Genomic DNA, 18,320 nt, shown 5'->3' on the forward strand with positions numbered 1-18,320 from the left:
GGCCGTCCGTCGGGCCGTCCGTATGGCGGACGGCCTCTCATCAGCCGTCCGTGTTGTATCTATGCTGTGCGCATGCCGACCGCCCCCGCCGTCCGCACCCCCCGCCCCGCCGCCGCCGACCGCGCGTACGCGCACGTCAAGGAGGCCGTACTGCACCGGCGTTACGCCGGCGGCACCCTGCTGACGGAGGGTGATGTCGCCCAGGCCGTGGGCGTCTCCCGCACCCCGGTCCGCGAGGCGCTGCTGCGGCTGGAGGGGGAGGGACTCCTCAAGCTGTACCCCAAGAAGGGGGCGCTCGTGCTCGCCGTGGACGCGCAGGAGATCGCGGACGTGGTGGAGACGCGGCTGCTGGTGGAGAAGCACGCCGCGGGCAAGGCCGTCCCGGCCTCCCCGGCCCTGATCGCCCGCCTGGAGGAGCACGTCGAGACGATGAGACGGCAGGCGGAGGCGGGCGACCTCGCGGCCGTGTCCGACAGCGACCGAGCGTTCCACGCCGAGATCGTGCGCAACGCCGGCAACCGCATCCTCGCCGGCCTCTACGAGCAGCTCCGCGACCGGCAGCTGCGCATGGGCGTCGCCGTGCTGCACGCCCACCCCGACCGCATCGCGCGGAGCATCGCCGAACACACCGAGATCCTCGAAGCGCTGCGCTCCGGGGACGCCGGGGCGGCCACCGCCGCCGTGGACCGGCACATCCACCGGTTCAGCAACCTCGCCCGGGGGGACATCCGATGAGCTCAGCCGGACCGAGCGGCTGCGCCACCCTGCCCGGCGACCCGCCCGGCGGCCGCCGGGCGGTGGCCGTCTGGGGCGTGGGCGTCGCCGTCTACTTCGTCGCCATCATCTTCCGCACCAGCCTGGGCGTGGCCGGCCTGGACGCCGCCGAGCGCTTCGGCATCGGCGCCTCCGCGCTGTCCACCTTCTCCATACTCCAGTTGCTGGTCTACGCCGGCATGCAGATACCCGTCGGCCTCATGGTCGACCGGCTGGGCACCCGTACGGTGCTCGCCCTGGGCGCCGCCCTGTTCACCGCCGGGCAGGCCGGGTTCGCCCTCAGCCACTCCTACGCCGCCGCCCTCGCCTGCCGGGCCCTGCTGGGCCTGGGCGACGCGATGACGTTCATCAGCGTGCTGCGGCTGGGCGCCCGCTGGTTCCCCGCCCGCACCGGGCCCCTCATCGCCCAGGTGGCCGCGCTCATCGGGATGGGCGGCAACCTCGTCTCCACCGTCGTCCTGGCCCGGCTGCTGCACGACGCCGGGTGGACCGCCACCTTCGGCGGCAGCGCCGCCGCCGGGCTGCTGGTGCTCCTGCTGGCCCTGCTCTTCCTCCAGGACCACCCCGACGGCCACGCACCCGCGCCCGGCCCCCGCCCCGGCAAGGGCTTCGTCCGGCAGCAGGTCGTCCGCGCCTGGAGGGAACCCGGCACCCGGCTGGGCCTGTGGGCGCACTTCACCACGCAGTTCCCCGTCCTGGTCTTCCTGCTGCTGTGGGGCATGCCGTTCCTGGTGGAGGCGCAGGGCCTGTCCCTCGACACCGCCGGCACGCTGCTCACCCTCGTCGTGCTCGTCAGCATGGTCGTCGGCCTCGTCTACGGGCAGATCGTGGCCCGCCACCACGCCGCCCGCCTCCCGCTGGTGCTGGGCACCCTCACCGCGACGGCCCTGCTCTGGGCGGCGGTCCTCGTCTGGCCCGGCCACGCGCCGCTGTGGTTGCTGGTGACGCTGTGCGTGGTGCTGGGCGCCTGCGGCCCGTCGTCGATGGTCGGCTTCGACTTCGCCCGGCCCGCCAACCCGCCGGAACGGCAGGGCACCGCCTCCGGCATCGTCAACATGGGCGGCTTCGTCGCCACCATCACCACGCTGCTGGCCGTCGGCCTCCTCCTGGACGCCACCGGCGACAACTACCGCCTGGCGTTCGCCTCCGTCTTCGTCCTCCAGGCCGTGGGCCTCTCGCAGATCCTGCGGCTGCGCGGACGCGCCTCGCAGCGCGAACGGGAACGCGTCGTGGCGTCACGGGTGGAGACCGTGCACGTACCGGTGAACCAGGGCGACCTCACGGCGTGAGCCCCCGGGGGCTCAGAGGGCTCAGAGGGCTCAGAGGGCTCAGGGCGTGACCGCGAAGACGTCCAGGACCGCCTGCGCCAGCCCCTCGTCGCCCTCCACCTTGAGGCGGTCCCGCACCGCCGCGGGCCGCACCCGGCCGCACGCCAGGCGCGCGTACGTCTCCCAGTCCAGCGCCAGCGTCACCGTCGGGCCCAGCGACACCGTGCTGTCCACCGTGGCCGTGCCGCGCGGGCCCACCCGGACCGTGCGCAGGAACTCCAGCGGGCCGTGCACATCGAAGACGATCACCGAACCCTCGCGCGCCGCCGCGTCCTTGGCCACCACGCGCGGCAGCGCGCGCAGCAGGTGGTCGCGGGCCAGCACGGCTGCCGGCGAGTCCAGGTTGCCCGGCACGCCCAGCGCCCGGCGCAGGTCCTGTTCGTGCACCCACACGTCGAAGGCCCGGGTGACGAGCGACCGTTCGAGCGTCTGCTCGTGGCCGCTGCCCAGCGGCCAGCGCACCCGTGTGTGCGGGGGCCGCGACTCGTTCCGCAGCTGCCGCGATCGCCGGATGATCGTGTACTCCAGCTCCGACGTCATCTCCAGCGCCGTGTGGCAGCGCCGCACGTCCACCTGCACCTCGATGTAGCGCGAGAACTCGTCGGTGACATGGCGGAGATCGCGCGGCAGCGTGTGAATGGGCCGTGGTTCGCCCAGCATTTCGCACTCGACGCCGATGATGTGGGAGACCACGTCGCGCACTGACCACCCCGGGCACTCCGTGGCCCGGTTCCAGTCGCTCTCGGCGAGCGGCTTGACCAATTCGTTGACGGATTCGACGGAATGGGTCCAGGCGTCGATCGCGGGCTGCAGGCTGGGGTGGACTGTCACGGGCGGATCCCTCGGGCGGTGCGGTGCGGCGAGTGGGTGCGTGGCATGTGCTGTCGGGGTTCTCCACCGCTAAGTTACGCTGCCGACGGTCGCCCCGGCAGAGGTTTCGTGTGACGCATGCGGAGAGTGGTGGTACTGTGCGCGCCTCGTTGATCCAGTTGGGTGTGCGGGACGAGGAACCCGTCGCCGCGCGCCGTGAACGCGCCGCCGCCCTGGTCCGCGCCCAGCGCGGAGCCGGTCTCGTCGTCCTGCCCGAACTGTGGACCGTCGGCGCCTTCGCCTTCGACCGCTTCGCCGACGGCGCCGAACCCCTCGACGGCCCCACCGCCGCCGCGATGTCCGCCGCCGCCCGCGACGCGGCGGTCTGGCTGCACGCCGGCTCCGTCGTCGAACGCGACGCCGCCGGTGCCCTCTACAACACCTCCCTCGTCTTCTCGCCCGACGGCGCGCTCACCGCCACGTACCGGAAGATCCACCGATTCGGTTTCGACCGCGGCGAGGCCGTCCTCATGTCCGCGGGCACCGAGCCCGTCACCGTGGGCCTGCCCGGCCTCACCGCCGGCCTCGCCACCTGCTACGACCTGCGGTTCCCCGAGCTCTTCCGGGCCCTCACCGACGCCGGCGCGCACGCCTTCGTGCTCCCCGCGGGCTGGCCCGAGCGGCGCCGCGAGCACTGGACGCTGCTCGCCCGTGCCCGCGCCGTCGAGAACCAGGCGTACGTCCTCGCCTGCGGCACCGCCGGCACCCACGGCGGCACCCCCCAGGCCGGCCACAGCATCGTCGTCGGCCCGTGGGGCGAGGTGATCGCCGAGGCCGGCCCGGACGAGGAGGTCCTCACGGCGGAGATCGACCCGGCAGCCGTGGCCCGCACCCGGGAGGAGTTCCCGGCGCTGAAGGACCGTGTGCTGAAGCACCCGTAGACCGCGTGGACCGCTTCTTGAGACGCTGATCGTCCGGTCGGCGAGACACGGGAAGAGACGCCGACGCCCCTGATGTTGGATGGGGACATGGCTGCACACGCACGCGTCCGCGCCCCCGAGCTCATCGGCAAGGGCGGCTGGCTCAACACCGGTGGCAAGGACCTCACGCTCGCGGACCTGCGGGGCCGCATCGTCATCCTCGACTTCTGGACGTTCTGCTGCGTGAACTGCCTGCACGTCCTCGACGAGCTGCGCGAGCTGGAGGAGGCCCACCGCGACACCGTCGTGATCATCGGCGTGCACTCGCCGAAGTTCGTGCACGAGGCCGACCACCGGGCCGTCGTCGACGCCGTCGAGCGCTACGGCGTCGAGCACCCCGTCCTCGACGACCCCGAGCTCGCCACCTGGAAGCAGTACGCCGTCCGCGCCTGGCCCACCCTCGTCGTGATCGACCCCGAGGGCTACGTCGTCGCCCAGCACGCCGGCGAGGGCCACGCCCACGCCCTGGAACGCCTGGTCGGCGAGCTGGAGGCCACGCACGCCGCCAAGGGCACGCTGCACCGCGGCGACGGCCCCTACGTCCCGCCGGAGCCCGCCGCCACCGACCTGCGCTTCCCCGGCAAGGCCCTGCTGCTGCCCGGCGGCACCTTCCTCGTCTCCGACTCCACCCGGCACGCCCTCGTCGAGCTCGCCGCCGACGGCGAGACCGTCGTCCGCCGCATCGGCACCGGCGAGCGCGGCTTGACCGACGGGCCCGCCGAGAAGGCCCGCTTCAGCGAGCCCCAGGGCCTGGCGCTGCTGCCCGACGGCACGGTCGCCGTCGCCGACACCGTCAACCACGCCCTGCGTGCGTACGACCCCGCCACCGGCGAGGTCACCACCCTGGCCGGCACGGGCCGCCAGTGGTGGCAGGGTTCGCCCACCTCCGGGCCCGCCCGCGAGGTCGACCTGTCGTCCCCCTGGGACGTCGCCTGGTTCGCCGACCGGCTGTGGATCGCCATGGCCGGCGTCCACCAGCTGTGGACGTACGACCCGCGGACCGGCACCGTCACCGCCGCGGCCGGCACCACCAACGAGGGCCTCGTCGACGGCCCCGCCGCCGACGCCTGGTTCGCCCAGCCCTCCGGCCTCGCCTCCGGCGGCGACCGCCTCTGGCTCGCCGACTCCGAGACGTCCGCCCTCCGCTACGTCGAGCGCGACGGCGACGGCTTCGCCGTCCGCACGGCCGTCGGTGCCGGCCTGTTCGACTTCGGCCACCGCGACGGCGACGCCGCGCAGGCCCTGTTGCAGCACCCCCTCGGCGTGACCGTGCTGCCCGACGGCTCCGTCGCCGTCTCCGACACGTACAACCACGCCCTGCGCCGCTACGACCCGGCCACCGGCCAGGTCAGCACGCTCGCCACCGACCTGCGCGAGCCGTCCGGCGCGGTCCTCGTGGGCGACGACATCGTGGTCGTCGAATCGGCCCGGCACCGGCTGACGCGGCTGCGCCTGCCGGAGGAGGCCGTGCGCGTCGACGCCGTGGCGCACCGGACGCAGCGCGAGGCCACGGAGGTCGCCCCCGGCGCCCTCCGGCTCGACGTGGTGTTCCAGGCCCCGGCGGGCCAGAAGCTCGACACGCGGTACGGCCCCTCGACGCGGCTGCTCGTCAGCTCGACGCCGCCGGAGCTGCTGGCCGAGGGCGCGGGCCAGGGCACGGATCTCGGCCGTGACCTGGTGCTGGCGGACGGCGTGACCGAGGGCGTGCTGCACGTCTCGGCCATGGCCGCCTCCTGCGACGACGACCCGGACAACGAATACCCGGCCTGCCATGTGCACCAGCAGGACTGGGGCGTCCCGGTCCGGGTCGTGGCGGGCGGCGCCGCCCGGCTGCCGCTGGTGCTGGCGGGCCTGGACGGCTGACCGCGCTCCTGGGGTCCGGTCACCGGACGAACCGGTGGTCCTCCTCCACGACGGGGGCCGCCGGGGGCGGGGGCTGCATGCGGCGGCGCTTGAAGACGGTCACGTAGGCGCTCAGGCCGAGGAAACCGGCCGCCATGAGGATCAGCCCCACCAGGGGGACGTTCACGCCGTCGGCTTTCCAGTCGACGGCGAACGTCAGGATCCCGCCCGCGGCGATCAGACCAATGCACCATCCCATGCCCATGGGTTGCCTCCCGGAGTTCGGCGTAGGTCGCCGGCCTGGCCGGCTGGGCACAGGTGCGGCTACCCCGCCGGTCCGGGCTGGAACGTCCGGGCCGGAACTCCCGGGCTAGAACTTCAGGGCGGCGGATTCGTCGTACACCCAGTACGAGGTCCGGGCCGTGTCGTCCACGTGCAGCTTCCCGCCGGGCGCGGGGACGCGGGCCGGCGTGCCGACCGGCTCGCCCTTCGCGTTCTGGAAGGTGACGGACAGTTCCTTCACGTCCCGGCCCGGCCCGCCCGAGCCGTCGGTCGCCGACGTGAGCACACCCGCGTACGCGGACTTGCCCGGCTTGAGCGCGGTGCGGTCCTGGGTGCGGCTCTCCTCGACGGCGGCGGCCGACGCCTGGTCCTGGTCGAAGCGCAGGAACGGGAAGCCGTAGGCGTAGCAGAGCGTCGACGAGGTGTTGGTCGCCACCAGCACGACGTGCCGGGCGGGCGAGGACACCTGCCGGACCTCGACCTTCACCGCGTCGGGGGCGCAGGCGTCGCCCTTGTCCGCCGTGGCCTGCTCCTCGCCGCTGTCGTCGGTGCCCCCGTCGCTGTCGGTCCCGTCGTTGCTGTCGGCGGTGCCGTCCGTGCCCGCGTCGCTGTTCTCCTCGGCGCCGGCGGACGCCGGGGCGGACTGCTCCTTCTTCGTATCGCCGCCGCCGCACGCGGTGAGGGTGAGGGCGGCGGTCGCGGTGAGGGCGGCGACGGCGATCCGAAGGCTGCGGGTGGTCATGGTGGTTTCCCCGGGGTCAGTGGTGCGCTGGTTCCGGGGGCTGTATATCAGGCTGTCGGACGGTCAGTCCTCCAGAAAGGCGGCCAGGGCGGAGGCCAGCAGGTACGGGTCGTCGGCGCCGCACAGTTCGCGGGCGGAGTGCATCGACAGGCAGGCCACGCCGATGTCGACGGTGGTGATGCCGTGGCGGGCGGCGGTGATGGGGCCGATGGTCGTGCCGCAGGGCATGGAGTTGTTGGAGACGAACGTCTGCCAGGGCACGCCGGCCCGCTCGCAGGCCGAGGCCCACACCGCCCGGCCGCGTCCGTCGGTGGCGTACCGCTGGTTGACGTTCACCTTCAGGATGGGGCCGCCGTTGGGCACCGGGTGGTGGCCGGGGTCGTGCCGCTCGGGGTAGTTGGGGTGCACGGCGTGGCCGGTGTCGGAGGACAGGCAGACGGACGCGGCCAGGGCGCGGGCCCGGTCCTCGTACGTACCGCCGCGGGCGAGCACGGACCGCTCCAGCACGGTGCCCAGCAGGGGGCCCTCGGCGCCGGTGTCGGACTGGCTGCCGTTCTCCTCGTGGTCGAAGGCGGCGAGCACGGGGATGTGGCCGGGGCCGGCGGCCGCCGCGGCGATCAGGGCGGCCGTCGCGGCGTGCACGGACAGCAGGTTGTCCATGCGCGGCCCGGCCAGCAGCTCGCGGTCGCGGCCGAGGTAGGCGGGCGGTTCGACGCTGTGCGTCATCAGGTCCCAGCCGGCGATCTCCTCGGCCGGCAGGTCGCTCTCCTGCGCCACGAAGCGGACGAGGTCGCCCTCGCGCGCCTCGCCGAGGCCCCACAAGGGCGTCATGTGGCGCTGCGCGTCGAGCTTGAGCCCTTCGCTGTTGACGCCGCGGTCGAGGTGGATGGCGAGCTGGGGCACGCGCAGCAGGGGCCGGTCGACGTTGACGAGGTGGTCGCTGCCGTCCCGCAGGGTGACCCGCCCGGACAGGCCGAGGTCGCGGTCGAGCCAGGTGTTGAGCAGCGTCCCGCCGTAGATCTCCACGGCGACCTGCCGCCAGCCCAGCGCGCCGGTGTCGGGCACGGGCTTCACGCGCAGGTTGGGCGAGTCGGTGTGCGCGCCGACGATGCGGAACGGCGTCGAGGGCGTCGCGCCCTCGGGCACGTACCAGGCGATGATCGCGCCACCGCGCGTCACGAACTTCCCCCCGGCCGTGGCATCCCACGCGTCGGTCTCCGCCACCCGCCGGAACCCGGCCTTCTCCAGCCGCTCCGCAGTGCTCGCCACCGCGTGGTACGGCGACGGGCTGGCCGCGAGGAAGGACATCAGGTCGTCGGTGTGTCCGCGGTCGAAGCGGTGCGCAGAACTCATGCGGCCAGGATAAGGAGGGGAGGACGAATTCCGGGGGGTAATGGCCGCCCCTTTGTCCTACCGCTGGGGCGGAGCCCCATAGGTCAGCGGCCAGGGCAACCGCGCGACCGGCGGCGCTTCCCCGACGTCGGCCCATACCCGCTTCCCCCACGGCAGCGGGTCGACGTCCCACCGGTCGGCGAGCGCCGCGACCACGGCGAGCCCCCGCCCTTTGTCGTCGCCGCTGCCCGCGGCCAGCCGCACGGGCCGCTGCGGCGACATGTCCACCACGGCGAACCGCACCCGCCCGGCCCGCGTGCGCGACACGGTGACGCGCAGGGTGTCGCACGCGGTGTGCCGCACGGCGTTGCCGACGAGCTCGGAGACGATCAGCAACCCGGTGTCGAGCAGGTGCGGCAGATTCCACGTGTGCAGCACGGCGGTCACCAGCAACCGCGCCTGCCGCGCGGACGCGGGCTCACGCGGCAGGCTCTGCGTGTAGGCGGGGACGCCGGTGGGGGCGGGGTGCGGGGTCGTGGTCATGCTCGCCTCACATGGTCCGAGCCGCCACCGCCGCCGGGCGGGCGCGCGGCGAATAGGCGACGGTGACGGCCTATCGGTCCCGGCCCGAACGCCGGCCGGGGATGCCCAGTACAACGGCGGGGGTGGGGGGTGGGGGAGGAAAAGTGGTGGGGGCGTTGAGCGCGCCGAACCGGAAATTTCGAGGGCGCGGTGTGCCACGCAGAGCCGCCGGGTGGCTACCGTGGGCACATGGAGGGCAACGAACTCCTCAAGCGCCGTATGGCCGAGGCGGGTTACACGCAGATGGAGCTCGCCAACAAAGTCAGCCTGCTCCTGATCGAGGGAGGTCGCGCCGGCACGGTGGGCGACCGGACGGTCCGGAATTGGGTCTCCGGGCGCACGCGCTGGCCGCACCCAGCCCAGCGGGCGGCTTTAGAGGCGATCTTCGCGTGTTCGGCCGAGGAACTGGGCTTTACGCCACCACGAACGACAGGAGGGAAGGCCCCCGTGCACCGCCGAAACTTCATGACCGTCGCTGCCGCAACGGCCTTGGCCGTCAGCGCCCCCGCGGCCGCGGCGTCCCGCCGTGTCGGTCTCACCGACGTCGAACGGCTGCACCGCAAGTTCGCTGCCATCATCGCGAACGATCACAAGTACGGAGGTCGGACCAGCATCGAAGTGCGGGCTTGCGACCTCGCCGGTGAAGCCATGTTGCTACAGAGCCGCGGCGACGCCGGCCAGCACACTCGCAGGGCCCTGTACGGCTGCGCCGCCGGTTTCATGTCGTCGGCAATGTGGGCGGCCACCGATGGCCGCCGTTTCGAAGCCGCGCAGCGTCATCTCGATCGCGCCGCCGGGCTGGCGGCAATGTCGGGCGATCAGACGATTCAGTTCCGGATCTGGTCACACGCGGGCAGCCTCTATCGCCACCTCGGACGCCCCACCGACGCCCTGGCCGCCAACGACGTGGCGCGTGGTCTGCCTGTGGCCCGCCGCGACCCGGTGTTCGCCTGCCTCGGGCACGCTCGCCAAGCCGCGATCCACGGCGTCACCGGCAACCGCCAAGGGGTGCGGCGAGCGTTGGGCCATGCCAGGGAAGCGTGGGAGCGCGCTGACATGAGCGTTCAGCGACCTGCTTGGTTGAGGGCCGTCTGCAACCGGGCAGAGGTCGAGGAGCTGGCGCTCTCCGCGTACCTCAGCCTGGGCGACTACCCGCAGGCCGAAGCGCACGCCCACCGCAGCCTTGCTCTGCTCGGCCCGTCCATGCAACGAGACCGGGCCATCGTCACGGCCCGTCTCGCCATCGCCCAGCTGTGCCAGGGCGACGTCGAAGCAGCCGTTCGGACCGCGATGTCCGTCACGATCAGCGCCGAGCATCCCCGGGTGGCCGATATCCTCCGTGACTTCGGCAGAAGGCTGAGCCGGGAAGCACCAGGCAGTGCGCAGGCGCGCGCATGGAACGACTTCGAGCGCTCGATCGGCGGTACGACGTGAGCCGCCGCGCAGAGCAGAGCCGCCAAGCGCCTCGCACCGGCCATTCCGGTGGGGGCCGCCGAGCGCTGGGCGCCGACCAGCTCCACCGCCCGCACTATTCCGTGGAGCGGTACGGCGAGCGGCTGGCGCGGCATGCGAACGACCCGGGGTGGGAAGCGGTGATCGGCTACGACGGTGACGAGCCCATCGGTTACGCCTACGTCAACACCCTGACGCCCGACGACCGCTGGTGGAAGCGCATGGCCACGCCGCTCCCCGCCGATTGCACCAGCACACCCACCGTGGCGCTGAAGGAAATCATGGTGCGCGAGCGGTGGCGGAAGACCGGGAGCGCCCGCCGCATCCATGACGAGCTGCTGGCCGGACGCCCAGAGAAGCGCGTCTCCCTGTTGGTGAACGCCGAGGCCGGAGACGGCAAGGTGCTCGCGCTCTACGAGTCGTGGGGTTACACGACGATCAGCCACCAGCAGCCGTCCCCGGACGGACCGGTGCTGACCGCGATGCTGCGGGACATCCGGTGAGCGGGGACGACGGGCGAGGGATCGTCGTCCGCCAGTACACCCACGACGACGCCGCCCGCATCCGCCAGACGCTCCTCGACGTGCACGCCGACGCGTACGCCGACCGGGCCGACGACCCGTTCGTCCAGCGGTTCCCCTGGTTCGTGGACCACTGGTCGGGCAATCCCGGGTTCTCGTGCGTCATCGGGTACGACGGTGTGGAGCCCGTCGGGTACGCGTACGGGGCCGCCGCCCAGGCCGGGCGGGAGTGGTGGCGCGAGCACCTCGACCCCGCACCGGAGAAGACGCGGACGTTCCACGTGTCGGAGCTGATGGTGCGGCCGAAGTGGCGGAAGCAGGGGCACTCCGCGCGGCTGCACCACGCGCTGCTGGCGCACCGGGCGGACGACGACCTGGCCGCCCTGCTCGTGGACGTCACCCACCCCAAGGTGCAGGCGCTCTACGAGTCATGGGGTTACCGCAAGGTCGGCGAGCGCCGGCCGTTCCCGGACTCGCCGCTGTTCGCCGTCATGGTTGCCGAGCTGCCGCTCTGAGCAGGGTCGAGTGCATGGACGGGTCGGCCGCGGCAGCGGCCGAGGACGCGTTCAGGCTGGTCTACGCCGAGGTGTTCGCGGAGCCGCCGTACCGCGAGTCCGCCGCCGACGTCTCGGCCGCCTGCCGGCGCTTCCGGACGCTGGCCCGTAAGCCGGTCTTCCGCGCTGTCCTCGCGCGCGCCGGGGACGGCGAACCGGTCGGCATGGCGTACGGCCACCTCCTCGGGCCCGCCACGCGGTGGTGGGCTCAGTTGACCGAGCCCGTGCCCGACGACCTGAGCCGTGAGGACGGGCACCGGACGTTCGGGCTGCTGGAGCTCGCCGTGCGGGGGGCGTGGCGTGGGCAGGGCGTCGGTCGTCGTCTGCACGACGCGCTGCTCGACGGTGTCGGGGCCGAGCGGGTGCTCCTCAACGTCCATCCGGAGAGCACGGCGGCAACCGCCGCCTACCGGGCGTGGGGGTACCGCAAGGTCGGCGAGGCGCGGCCCTGGGAAGGCGCCGACCTTCACGACGTGATGCTGCTCGGCCTCCGCCCGTGAGAACGCGTGAGCGCCGGGCCCCCCGCGGGGGGCCCGGCGCTCACGGCAGGTCAGGCGATCAGAACGCCGACTCGTCCAGCTCCATCAGCGACTGGTCGACCTGCTCGGCCAGGGTGCGCTCCACCGCGAGGTGGGGCAGGACCGTGCGGGCGAAGTGCTTCGCGGCGGCGATCTTGCCGGTGTAGAAGGACTTGTCCTTCGTGGAGGCCGTCGGGAGCTTCTCGGCGGCGACCGCGGCGCCCTTGAGGAGCAGGTAGGCGACGACGACGTCACCCGAGGCCATCAGCAGGCGGGTGGTGTTGAGGCCGACCTTGTAGATGGACTTGACGTCCTTCTCCGTGGCGGCGAGGTCCGTCAGCATGGCGCCGACGATGCCCTCCAGGTCCACCGCGGCCTTGGCGAGGAGCTCGCGGGCCTCGGCGAGGTCCTCGCCGCCCGCGGCCTCGGCGAGGAACTTCTTGATCTCCTCGGAGAGGGTGGTGAGCGCCTGGCCCTGGTCGCGGACGATCTTCCGGAAGAAGAAGTCCTGGCCCTGGATGGCGGTGGTGCCCTCGTAGAGGGTGTCGATCTTCGAGTCCCGGATGTACTGCTCGATCGGGTACTCCTGCAGGTAGCCGGAGCCGCCGAAGGTCTGGAGGGACTCGGAGAGCAGCGCGTACGACTTCTCGGAGCCGTAGCCCTTGACGATGGGCAGCAGCAGGTCGTTGAGGCCGTTGAGCGCCTTGGCGTCCTCGCCCGCGGCCTCCTTGACCTGGATCTCGTCCTGGATGGCGGCGGTGTACATCACCAGCGCGCGCATGCCCTCGGCGTACGCCTTCTGCGTCATCAGCGAGCGGCGCACGTCGGGGTGGTGGGTGATGGTGACCTTGGGCGCCGTCTTGTCGGTGAAGTTGGCCAGGTCCGGGCCCTGCACGCGCTCCTTGGCGTACTCGAGTGCGTTGAGGTAGCCGGTGGAGAGGGTGGCGATGGCCTTCGTGCCGACCATCATGCGGGCGAACTCGATGATGCGGAACATCTGGCGGATGCCGTCGTGCTTGTCGCCGATGAGCCAGCCCTTGGCGGGGTGCTTGTCGCCGAAGGTCATCTCGCACGTGTTGGACGCCTTGAGGCCCATCTTGTGCTCGACGTTGGTGGCGTAGACGCCGTTGCGCTCGCCCAGCTCGCCGGTCTCGAAGTCGAACTCGTACTTCGGGACGAGGAAGAGGGACAGGCCCTTGGTGCCGGGGCCGTGGCCCTCGGGGCGGGCGAGGACGTAGTGGAGGATGTTCTCCGCCATGTCGTGCTCGCCGGAGGTGATGAAGCGCTTCACACCGGTGATGTGCCAGGAGCCGTCCTCCTGCTGCACGGCCTTGGTGCGGCCGGCGCCCACGTCCGAGCCGGCGTCCGGCTCGGTGAGGACCATGGTGGAGCCCCACTCCTTCTCCACCGCGAGCTTGGCGATGTGCTTCTGCTGCTCGTTGCCCTCCTCGAAGAGGATGCCCGCGAAGGCGGGGCCCGAGGAGTACATCCAGATGGCCGGGTTGGAGCCGAGGATGAGCTCGGCGTAGGCCCAGATCAGGGAGCGCGGGGAGGTGGTGCCGCCGATCTCCTCGGGCAGGCCCAGGCGCCAGTACTCGGAGTCCATGAAGGCGCGGAAGCTCTTCTTGAACGTGGCCGGGACCGGGGCGGTGTTGGTCTCGGGGTCGAACACCGGCGGGTTGCGGTCCGTGTCCGCGAAGGACTCGGCGAACTCGTTCTCCGCGAGGCGGGTCAGCTCCGACAGCACGCTCTTCGCCGTCTCGACGTCCATTTCCCCGAAGGGGCCGGTGCCGTACAGCTTGTCGCGGCCGAGGACCTCGAAGAGGTTGAACTCGATGTCGCGAAGATTCGACTTGTAGTGGCCCATGACAGACGGCTCCGTAGGTGCGGGAGAGGCGATCCTCTGTGCGTACCGGTCAGTAGCAGCATGATGCTACCCGTCGGTAATAAGGCGCAAGACCTGATCGCCCAACTGTGACCCTTTACGCTTTGGGCCATGTACGGCTACGACCAGAACGCGGCACAGCAGGGCTACGCACCCCCGCAGCAGCCCGGCGGCTACGGCGAACAGCCGCTCTACCCCGAGCCGTCACCCCCGTCGCTCGCCGACGCCGTCCGTGCCTTCACCACCGGCCAGATGTCCGCCGAGGACTTCCAGGCCGTCTTCTGCAGCTCCAAGGTCTACTGCCCGCGCGGCGACAACCCCGGCTTCCTCGCCCTGCACAACACCCAGCAGCCGGTGATCCCCATGTTCACCTCGCTGAAGGAGCTGCGCCGGTACGCCGGCAAGGAGTCGAAGTACTTCGTGCTCACCGGCGCCGAGGTGATCGACCTGCTCCCGACGGGCTACGGCTTCGTGCTGGACATGGAGGGCGACCACCGCATGGTCTTCGACGCCAAGGCCGTCGAGCAGATGGTGGAGTTCATGATGCGACGGATGTACGGCTAGTCATTGAGACCTGTGGCGCGGCGGTACAGGCGTTCCGCCGCGCCCCCCAGGTACGGGCTGTATGACACCTCGTCGTCGCCGCCCGTGTCCTTGCCGCCCAGCACGCCCACCAGCCGGCCGTCGCCCGTGAGGAACGGGCTGCCGCTGGTGCCGTTGGGCAGCCCGGGGCAGGGGAAGCGCAGCTGGGTGTCGCCCTCGGGCTCGACGCGGCCGGCGCAGGCCACCGGCGCGTCCTCGCCGTTCGGGTAGCCCAGGACGCGTACGGCCCCCTCGCGCGATGCCCCGAAGACCGGGGTCGCCGCGCCGGTGAGCCGTTCGACGGGCCGCCGTACGGCCTCGGGGCCGGCGGCGCGGACCCGTAGGTACGCCACGTCGTGGTCGGGGTCCTGGCTGTCCGCCCAGGCCGGGTCGACGTCGACCGAGACCGGCAGCCACACGCCGTAGGGGGCCGTGCCGTCGTGGTAGCCGGGCACGAAGGCGAGATCCGTGCGGAAGCCGCCCTGGTGCACGCAGTGGGCCGCGGTGACCACCACGTCGCCGCGCGGGCTGTGCACCACCGTGCCCGTGCAGCCGTGGTCCGGCGCGCCCTGCCCCGTGTAGAAGAACGTGCCCACGTACGGCAGGGGCGCCGCCTCCGCGGCTGTGCCCTGCCCGCCGGCCGACGCGGGGGCGGGCGAGGCGGCGGCCGGGGTTCCGGCGCGTACGGCGGTGCGCATGGCCTGGGCCGTCTCCTCGGCGGCCGCCGAGGGCTGGGCGAAGTGCCCGTTGCCGTCGCCGTCCGCCACCGGGGCGTCGAAGGCCAGCCCCTTGCGTGCCACCAGCAGCCCGACGGCGACCAGGACGGCGACGAGGCCCAGCACGGCGGCGTAACCGGCGGGGGCCAGGGGGCGGCGGACGTTCATGCGCATTGATCAAGTGTCCACCCTTCTCCGCCGGGCCACCTCCTCCGCGCAGAGCAGCGGGAATGCTCCGCCCTTGCAGTTGGTTAAGGATTCAACTAACTTGGACGTATCGACCGAGGAGGCCGGGATGCCCGCTGTGTCCGTTGAAAACCCGCTCGTCCTGCCGCGCGTCACCGCACCCGCCGGGGCCACCGACCGGCCCGTGCTGGCCGTCTCCACCGCTCCGAGCGGTCTGCATCCGCCACCAGTACCTGGACCCCTTCGTGATCGACGGCACCTTCGTGCACCGCGACTCGCACGGCGGCGGCGGAGTGATCACCGACGGCGACACGCAGTGGATGACGGCCGGCTCCGGCCTGCTGCACATCGAGACGCCGCCGGAGGAGCTCGTCCTCAGCGGTGGGCTGTTCCACGGCCTCCAGCTGTGGGTCAACCTGCCCGCCAAGGACAAGATGATCGCCCCGAAGTACCAGGACATCCGGGCGGGCGCCGTCACCCTGCTCACCTCCCCGGACGGCGGGGCGCTGATCCGGCTGATCGCGGGCGAGGTCGCGGGCCACGCCGGGCCCGGCGCCACGCACACCCCGATCACGATGATCCACCTGTCCCTCAGCCCGGGTGCGGCCGTGACGCTGCCCTGGCGACCCGACTTCAACGCCCTGGCGTACGGGCTCGCCGGCCAGGGCTCGGCGGGCGCCGAGGGCCGGCCGTTCGGCGAGGGCCGGACCGTCGTCTTCGGCGAGGGCGGCTCCCTGACGATCCGCGCCGACGAGCGGCAGGACTCGCGGACGGAGAACTTCGAGGTCGTCCTGCTGGGCGGGCAGCCGATCCGCGAGCCCATGCGGCACTACGGCCCGTTCGTGATGAACACCGAGGCCGAGCTGGTCCAGGCGTTCGAGGACTTCCAGGCCGGCCGGCTGGGCGTCATCCCCGCCGAGGCCCCGGAGCTCCACGCCCGCTGAGCCCCCGGCCGCTCAGGTCACGCCCTTCAGGTCACGCCCTCGAACCCCGCCGCCGGCCGCGGCGCGCCCTCGTAGAGCTCGAACCAGATGTTCTTGCCCTCGCCGCGGGGGTCCACCCCCCACGCCCCGGCCAGCAGTTCCATCAGCACCAGCCCGCGCCCGGAGGAGGCCAGCTCCCCCGGGTGCCGGGGGTGCGGCAGCTCGTCGCTGCTGTCGGCGACGTCCACCCGGACGCAGCGCCGCCCCGGCGGCCCGGATATCTCCGCCACCAGCACCGCGTCCCCGTCCGTGTGCACCAGCACATTGGTGATCATCTCGGAGACCATCAGCACCGCCGAGTCCCGCTGGTCCTCGTCCGGCCAGTCGTGCATCAGGTCGCGCACGTGCTGCCGGGCCTCCGCGATCCGTTCCGGCTCCGCCTGCGCGATGGTCAGCACGGTGCGCCGCGGGTGGGCGGCCGGGGGCGCGCCGGGGTACGGGGGCAGCGGGTCGCGGCGGAGCAGCAGCAGCGCGATGTCGTCCTCGCGGCGGTCGATGAGCGGGCCGGTCATATGGTGCGACGGCGGGCCGTGGACGGCCTGCACCAGCGCGTCGGCGAGCTTCTCCAGGCCGTCCTCGGCCTCGTGGTCGAGCTCCTGCTCCTCGACGACCGACCGCAGCCGGCTCCAGCCCGTCTCCAGGTCGTGGCCGCCCGTCTCGATGAGGCCGTCGGTGCAGACCATCATCGTCTCGCCGGGCTCCAGGACGATGCGCGTGGTGGGGTAGTCGGTGTCGGGCACGATGCCCAGCGGCAGCCCGCCCGCCGTGGGCCGCACCAGCATGGTGCCGTCGCTGAGCCGGATGGCCGGGTCGGGGTGGCCCGCACGGGCGATGACCAGCGACCCGCTGCTGGGGCACACCTCGATGTAGAGGCACGTCGCGAAACGGGGGTCGCCCGCCGCGTCCCCGCCTTCCCCGCCGTCCCCGTTGATGCCCGCCAGGAAGCGGGAGGCGCGCGACAGTACGGCGTCGGGGTGGTGGCCCTCGGAGGCGTACGCGCGCAGGGCGATCCGCAGCTGCCCCATGAGCCCCGCGGCGCGGACGTCGTGCCCCTGCACGTCCCCGATGACCAGTGCCAATTTCTCGTTGGGCAGCGGGATCATGTCGTACCAGTCGCCGCCCACCTCCAGCCCGCCGCCCGTGGGCACGTAGCGCGCCGCCACGCTCATGCCGGGGATGTCCGGCCGGACCGTGGGCATCATCGAGCGCTGGATGCCGCCGACCAGCTCACGTTCCGAGTCGTGCGCGCTGGCCCGGCTCAGCGCCTGGGCGAGCATGCGCGCCACCGTGGTGAGCACCGAGCGCTCGTCGGGCGTGAACGCCACCGGCACGCTGAACCCCGCCATCCAGGCGCCGATGGTGCGCCCCGCGTTGATCAGCGGCAGGAAGGCCCAGGACCGCCGGCTGAACCGGCGGATCAGCGGGTAGACCTCGGGGAAGCGCCGCTGGTAGTCCTCGGGTGCGGAGAGGTAGAGGGCGCGGCCGGTGCGGATCACCTCGTTGGCGGGGTAGGGCCGGTCCATGGGGACGTCGAGGAACGCGTCCATGTCGCCGGGCCCGTAGCCGTGCAGGCCGATCAGCCGCACCCGGCCCGCCTCGCCGAGGAAGACCGCGAGGCCGGAAGGCTCGAAGCCCGGCATGGACAGCGTGGCGGCCACCCGCAGCACCTCGGACGTGGACCGCGCCTCGGCCAGCGCCCGGCCGGCGTCCAGCAGGAACGCCTCGCGGTGCCGGCGCCACTCGCCCGTCACGGCCGGGGCCTCCGGGTACGTGCCCGCGGGGTGCGACTCGGGCACCTCCTGGAGGGTGCCGACCAGCCGCACGTCGTTCGTCACGTCACCGCCGTCGTTCACCTGCCGGGTGCGGCTGCGCACCGTCCGCAGCACCCGGCCCTCCTCGTCCACCACCCGCATCCGGGACTCGGCGAGGGTGTCCTCGGCCAGGGCCAGCGTGATCACGCCGGACATCTCGATGTAGTCCGCCGGGTAGAAGCGGGCGCGCAGGGCGCTCTCCGTCAGCCGGGCCGGCGCGGCGGGCAGGCCGAGCAGCCGCGCGGCCTCCGCGTCGACGGTGACGACGTCCGAGGCCCTGTCCCAGTACCAGACACCGGTCGCGGTGGCCGTGAGTACGTCCTCGGTGCGCATTGCCCCACTTTATGTGGTTATGGCCGCTCAGGACCACTGATGGTATGCGGGGGGCAGTACCCTTGCCTGTGCTGTGCGCACACGGCCCGCGCACGACCCACGCCTCC

The 18,320-nt window shown here is 72.6% G+C and carries 17 protein-coding genes and 1 pseudogene; 10 read left to right on the forward strand and 8 right to left on the reverse strand.

All coding sequences use genetic code 11. From position 1 onward, the window contains the following. The first annotated feature begins 72 nt into the window (after positions 1 to 72). Together IE305_RS13115 and IE305_RS13120 are read left to right on the forward strand one after the other, a co-directional pair. Entirely contained in the window at positions 73 to 735 is a 663-nt protein-coding gene (locus IE305_RS13115; protein WP_190129701.1) for a GntR family transcriptional regulator, read from the forward strand. Then, positions 732 to 2,063 carry an MFS transporter gene (locus tag IE305_RS13120; RefSeq protein ID WP_190129702.1) on the forward strand — a complete coding sequence of 444 codons (1,332 nt, stop codon included), beginning with the start codon at positions 732 to 734 and terminating at the stop codon, positions 2,061 to 2,063. Before IE305_RS13115 ends, IE305_RS13120 begins: the two co-directional genes overlap by 4 nt. 39 nt (positions 2,064 to 2,102) lie before the next feature. Here IE305_RS13120 and IE305_RS13125 read toward each other — a convergent pair whose 3' ends face one another. Continuing rightward, entirely contained in the window at positions 2,103 to 2,933 is an 831-nt protein-coding gene (locus IE305_RS13125; RefSeq protein WP_190129703.1) for a maleylpyruvate isomerase family mycothiol-dependent enzyme, read from the reverse strand. Positions 2,934 to 3,070: 137 nt separating this feature from the next. Here IE305_RS13125 and IE305_RS13130 point away from each other — a divergent pair, with 137 nt between their 5' ends. Next, positions 3,071 to 3,853 (forward strand): carbon-nitrogen family hydrolase, encoded by a 783-nt coding sequence (locus IE305_RS13130; RefSeq protein ID WP_190129704.1) that lies wholly within the window; start codon positions 3,071 to 3,073, stop codon positions 3,851 to 3,853. Between the two features lie 87 nt (positions 3,854 to 3,940). Continuing rightward, entirely contained in the window at positions 3,941 to 5,755 is a 1,815-nt protein-coding gene (locus tag IE305_RS13135) for an NHL domain-containing thioredoxin family protein (protein WP_190129705.1), read from the forward strand. A gap of 19 nt (positions 5,756 to 5,774) precedes the next feature. Here IE305_RS13135 and IE305_RS13140 read toward each other — a convergent pair whose 3' ends face one another. The 4 genes from IE305_RS13140 to IE305_RS13155 all read right to left on the reverse strand — a co-directional run bounded on the left by IE305_RS13140 (position 5,775) and on the right by IE305_RS13155 (position 8,633). After that, a complete protein-coding gene (locus tag IE305_RS13140; RefSeq protein ID WP_190129706.1) occupies positions 5,775 to 5,999 on the reverse strand; it encodes a hypothetical protein in 225 nt (74 codons plus the stop codon). 105 nt (positions 6,000 to 6,104) lie between these two features. Beyond that, on the reverse strand, positions 6,105 to 6,758 hold the full coding sequence (locus tag IE305_RS13145; protein WP_190129707.1) for a DUF4232 domain-containing protein: 654 nt from the start codon (positions 6,756 to 6,758) through the stop codon (positions 6,105 to 6,107). A gap of 63 nt (positions 6,759 to 6,821) precedes the next feature. Further along, a complete protein-coding gene (locus IE305_RS13150; protein WP_190129708.1) occupies positions 6,822 to 8,111 on the reverse strand; it encodes a M18 family aminopeptidase in 1,290 nt (429 codons plus the stop codon). 57 nt (positions 8,112 to 8,168) lie between these two features. Continuing rightward, positions 8,169 to 8,633, reverse strand: coding sequence for an ATP-binding protein (locus IE305_RS13155; protein ID WP_190129709.1), 465 nt, complete (start codon positions 8,631 to 8,633; stop codon positions 8,169 to 8,171). Positions 8,634 to 8,861: 228 nt separating this feature from the next. Between IE305_RS13155 and IE305_RS13160 the strand changes: the two genes are divergently transcribed. The 4 genes from IE305_RS13160 to IE305_RS13175 are packed head-to-tail and all read left to right on the forward strand — an operon-like array spanning position 8,862 to position 11,699. After that, complete coding sequence (locus tag IE305_RS13160; protein ID WP_190129710.1) at positions 8,862 to 10,106, forward strand: NsdA family TPR-like regulatory protein; 1,245 nt, start codon at positions 8,862 to 8,864, stop codon at positions 10,104 to 10,106. Then, positions 10,103 to 10,627, forward strand: coding sequence for a GNAT family N-acetyltransferase (locus IE305_RS13165; protein ID WP_229890892.1), 525 nt, complete (start codon positions 10,103 to 10,105; stop codon positions 10,625 to 10,627). Before IE305_RS13160 ends, IE305_RS13165 begins: the two co-directional genes overlap by 4 nt. Further along, a complete protein-coding gene (locus tag IE305_RS13170) occupies positions 10,624 to 11,160 on the forward strand; it encodes a GNAT family N-acetyltransferase (protein ID WP_190129711.1) in 537 nt (178 codons plus the stop codon). Before IE305_RS13165 ends, IE305_RS13170 begins: the two co-directional genes overlap by 4 nt. A 14-nt stretch (positions 11,161 to 11,174) precedes the next feature. Beyond that, complete coding sequence (locus IE305_RS13175) at positions 11,175 to 11,699, forward strand: GNAT family N-acetyltransferase (RefSeq protein ID WP_190129712.1); 525 nt, start codon at positions 11,175 to 11,177, stop codon at positions 11,697 to 11,699. Positions 11,700 to 11,757: 58 nt separating this feature from the next. Here IE305_RS13175 and IE305_RS13180 read toward each other — a convergent pair whose 3' ends face one another. Then, positions 11,758 to 13,584 (reverse strand): acyl-CoA dehydrogenase, encoded by a 1,827-nt coding sequence (locus tag IE305_RS13180; protein WP_190129713.1) that lies wholly within the window; start codon positions 13,582 to 13,584, stop codon positions 11,758 to 11,760. 129 nt (positions 13,585 to 13,713) lie between these two features. Between IE305_RS13180 and IE305_RS13185 the strand changes: the two genes are divergently transcribed. Beyond that, on the forward strand, positions 13,714 to 14,166 hold the full coding sequence (locus tag IE305_RS13185; protein ID WP_190129714.1) for an SseB family protein: 453 nt from the start codon (positions 13,714 to 13,716) through the stop codon (positions 14,164 to 14,166). Here IE305_RS13185 and IE305_RS13190 read toward each other — a convergent pair. Next, positions 14,163 to 15,074 carry a trypsin-like serine peptidase gene (locus IE305_RS13190; RefSeq protein ID WP_190129715.1) on the reverse strand — a complete coding sequence of 304 codons (912 nt, stop codon included), beginning with the start codon at positions 15,072 to 15,074 and terminating at the stop codon, positions 14,163 to 14,165. The genes IE305_RS13185 and IE305_RS13190 overlap by 4 nt on opposite strands. Before the next feature lie 121 nt (positions 15,075 to 15,195). On the opposite strand from IE305_RS13190, the pseudogene IE305_RS13195 reads away from it, so the two are divergent. After that, positions 15,196 to 16,030: pseudogene (locus IE305_RS13195) on the forward strand (pirin family protein). A gap of 26 nt (positions 16,031 to 16,056) precedes the next feature. Here the strand turns inward: IE305_RS13195 and IE305_RS13200 are convergent. Next, positions 16,057 to 18,213 (reverse strand): ATP-binding SpoIIE family protein phosphatase, encoded by a 2,157-nt coding sequence (locus IE305_RS13200; RefSeq protein ID WP_190129716.1) that lies wholly within the window; start codon positions 18,211 to 18,213, stop codon positions 16,057 to 16,059. Between the last annotated feature and the right edge of the window lie 107 nt (positions 18,214 to 18,320).

This window comes from Streptomyces mashuensis, from assembly GCF_014654785.1.
GTDB lineage: Bacteria > Actinomycetota > Actinomycetes > Streptomycetales > Streptomycetaceae > Streptomyces > Streptomyces mashuensis.

Coding starts and splice junctions, on each gene's coding strand:
- IE305_RS13200 (WP_190129716.1), bottom strand. CDS start 18,213: ATGCGCACCGAGGACGTACTCACGGCCACCGCGACCGGTGTCTGGTAC.
- IE305_RS13135 (WP_190129705.1), top strand. CDS start 3,941: ATGGCTGCACACGCACGCGTCCGCGCCCCCGAGCTCATCGGCAAGGGC.
- IE305_RS13115 (WP_190129701.1), top strand. CDS start 73: ATGCCGACCGCCCCCGCCGTCCGCACCCCCCGCCCCGCCGCCGCCGAC.
- IE305_RS13185 (WP_190129714.1), top strand. CDS start 13,714: ATGTACGGCTACGACCAGAACGCGGCACAGCAGGGCTACGCACCCCCG.
- IE305_RS13160 (WP_190129710.1), top strand. CDS start 8,862: ATGGAGGGCAACGAACTCCTCAAGCGCCGTATGGCCGAGGCGGGTTAC.
- IE305_RS13180 (WP_190129713.1), bottom strand. CDS start 13,584: ATGGGCCACTACAAGTCGAATCTTCGCGACATCGAGTTCAACCTCTTC.
- IE305_RS13140 (WP_190129706.1), bottom strand. CDS start 5,999: ATGGGCATGGGATGGTGCATTGGTCTGATCGCCGCGGGCGGGATCCTG.
- IE305_RS13145 (WP_190129707.1), bottom strand. CDS start 6,758: ATGACCACCCGCAGCCTTCGGATCGCCGTCGCCGCCCTCACCGCGACC.
- IE305_RS13190 (WP_190129715.1), bottom strand. CDS start 15,074: ATGCGCATGAACGTCCGCCGCCCCCTGGCCCCCGCCGGTTACGCCGCC.
- IE305_RS13150 (WP_190129708.1), bottom strand. CDS start 8,111: ATGAGTTCTGCGCACCGCTTCGACCGCGGACACACCGACGACCTGATG.
- IE305_RS13155 (WP_190129709.1), bottom strand. CDS start 8,633: ATGACCACGACCCCGCACCCCGCCCCCACCGGCGTCCCCGCCTACACG.
- IE305_RS13120 (WP_190129702.1), top strand. CDS start 732: ATGAGCTCAGCCGGACCGAGCGGCTGCGCCACCCTGCCCGGCGACCCG.
- IE305_RS13175 (WP_190129712.1), top strand. CDS start 11,175: ATGGACGGGTCGGCCGCGGCAGCGGCCGAGGACGCGTTCAGGCTGGTC.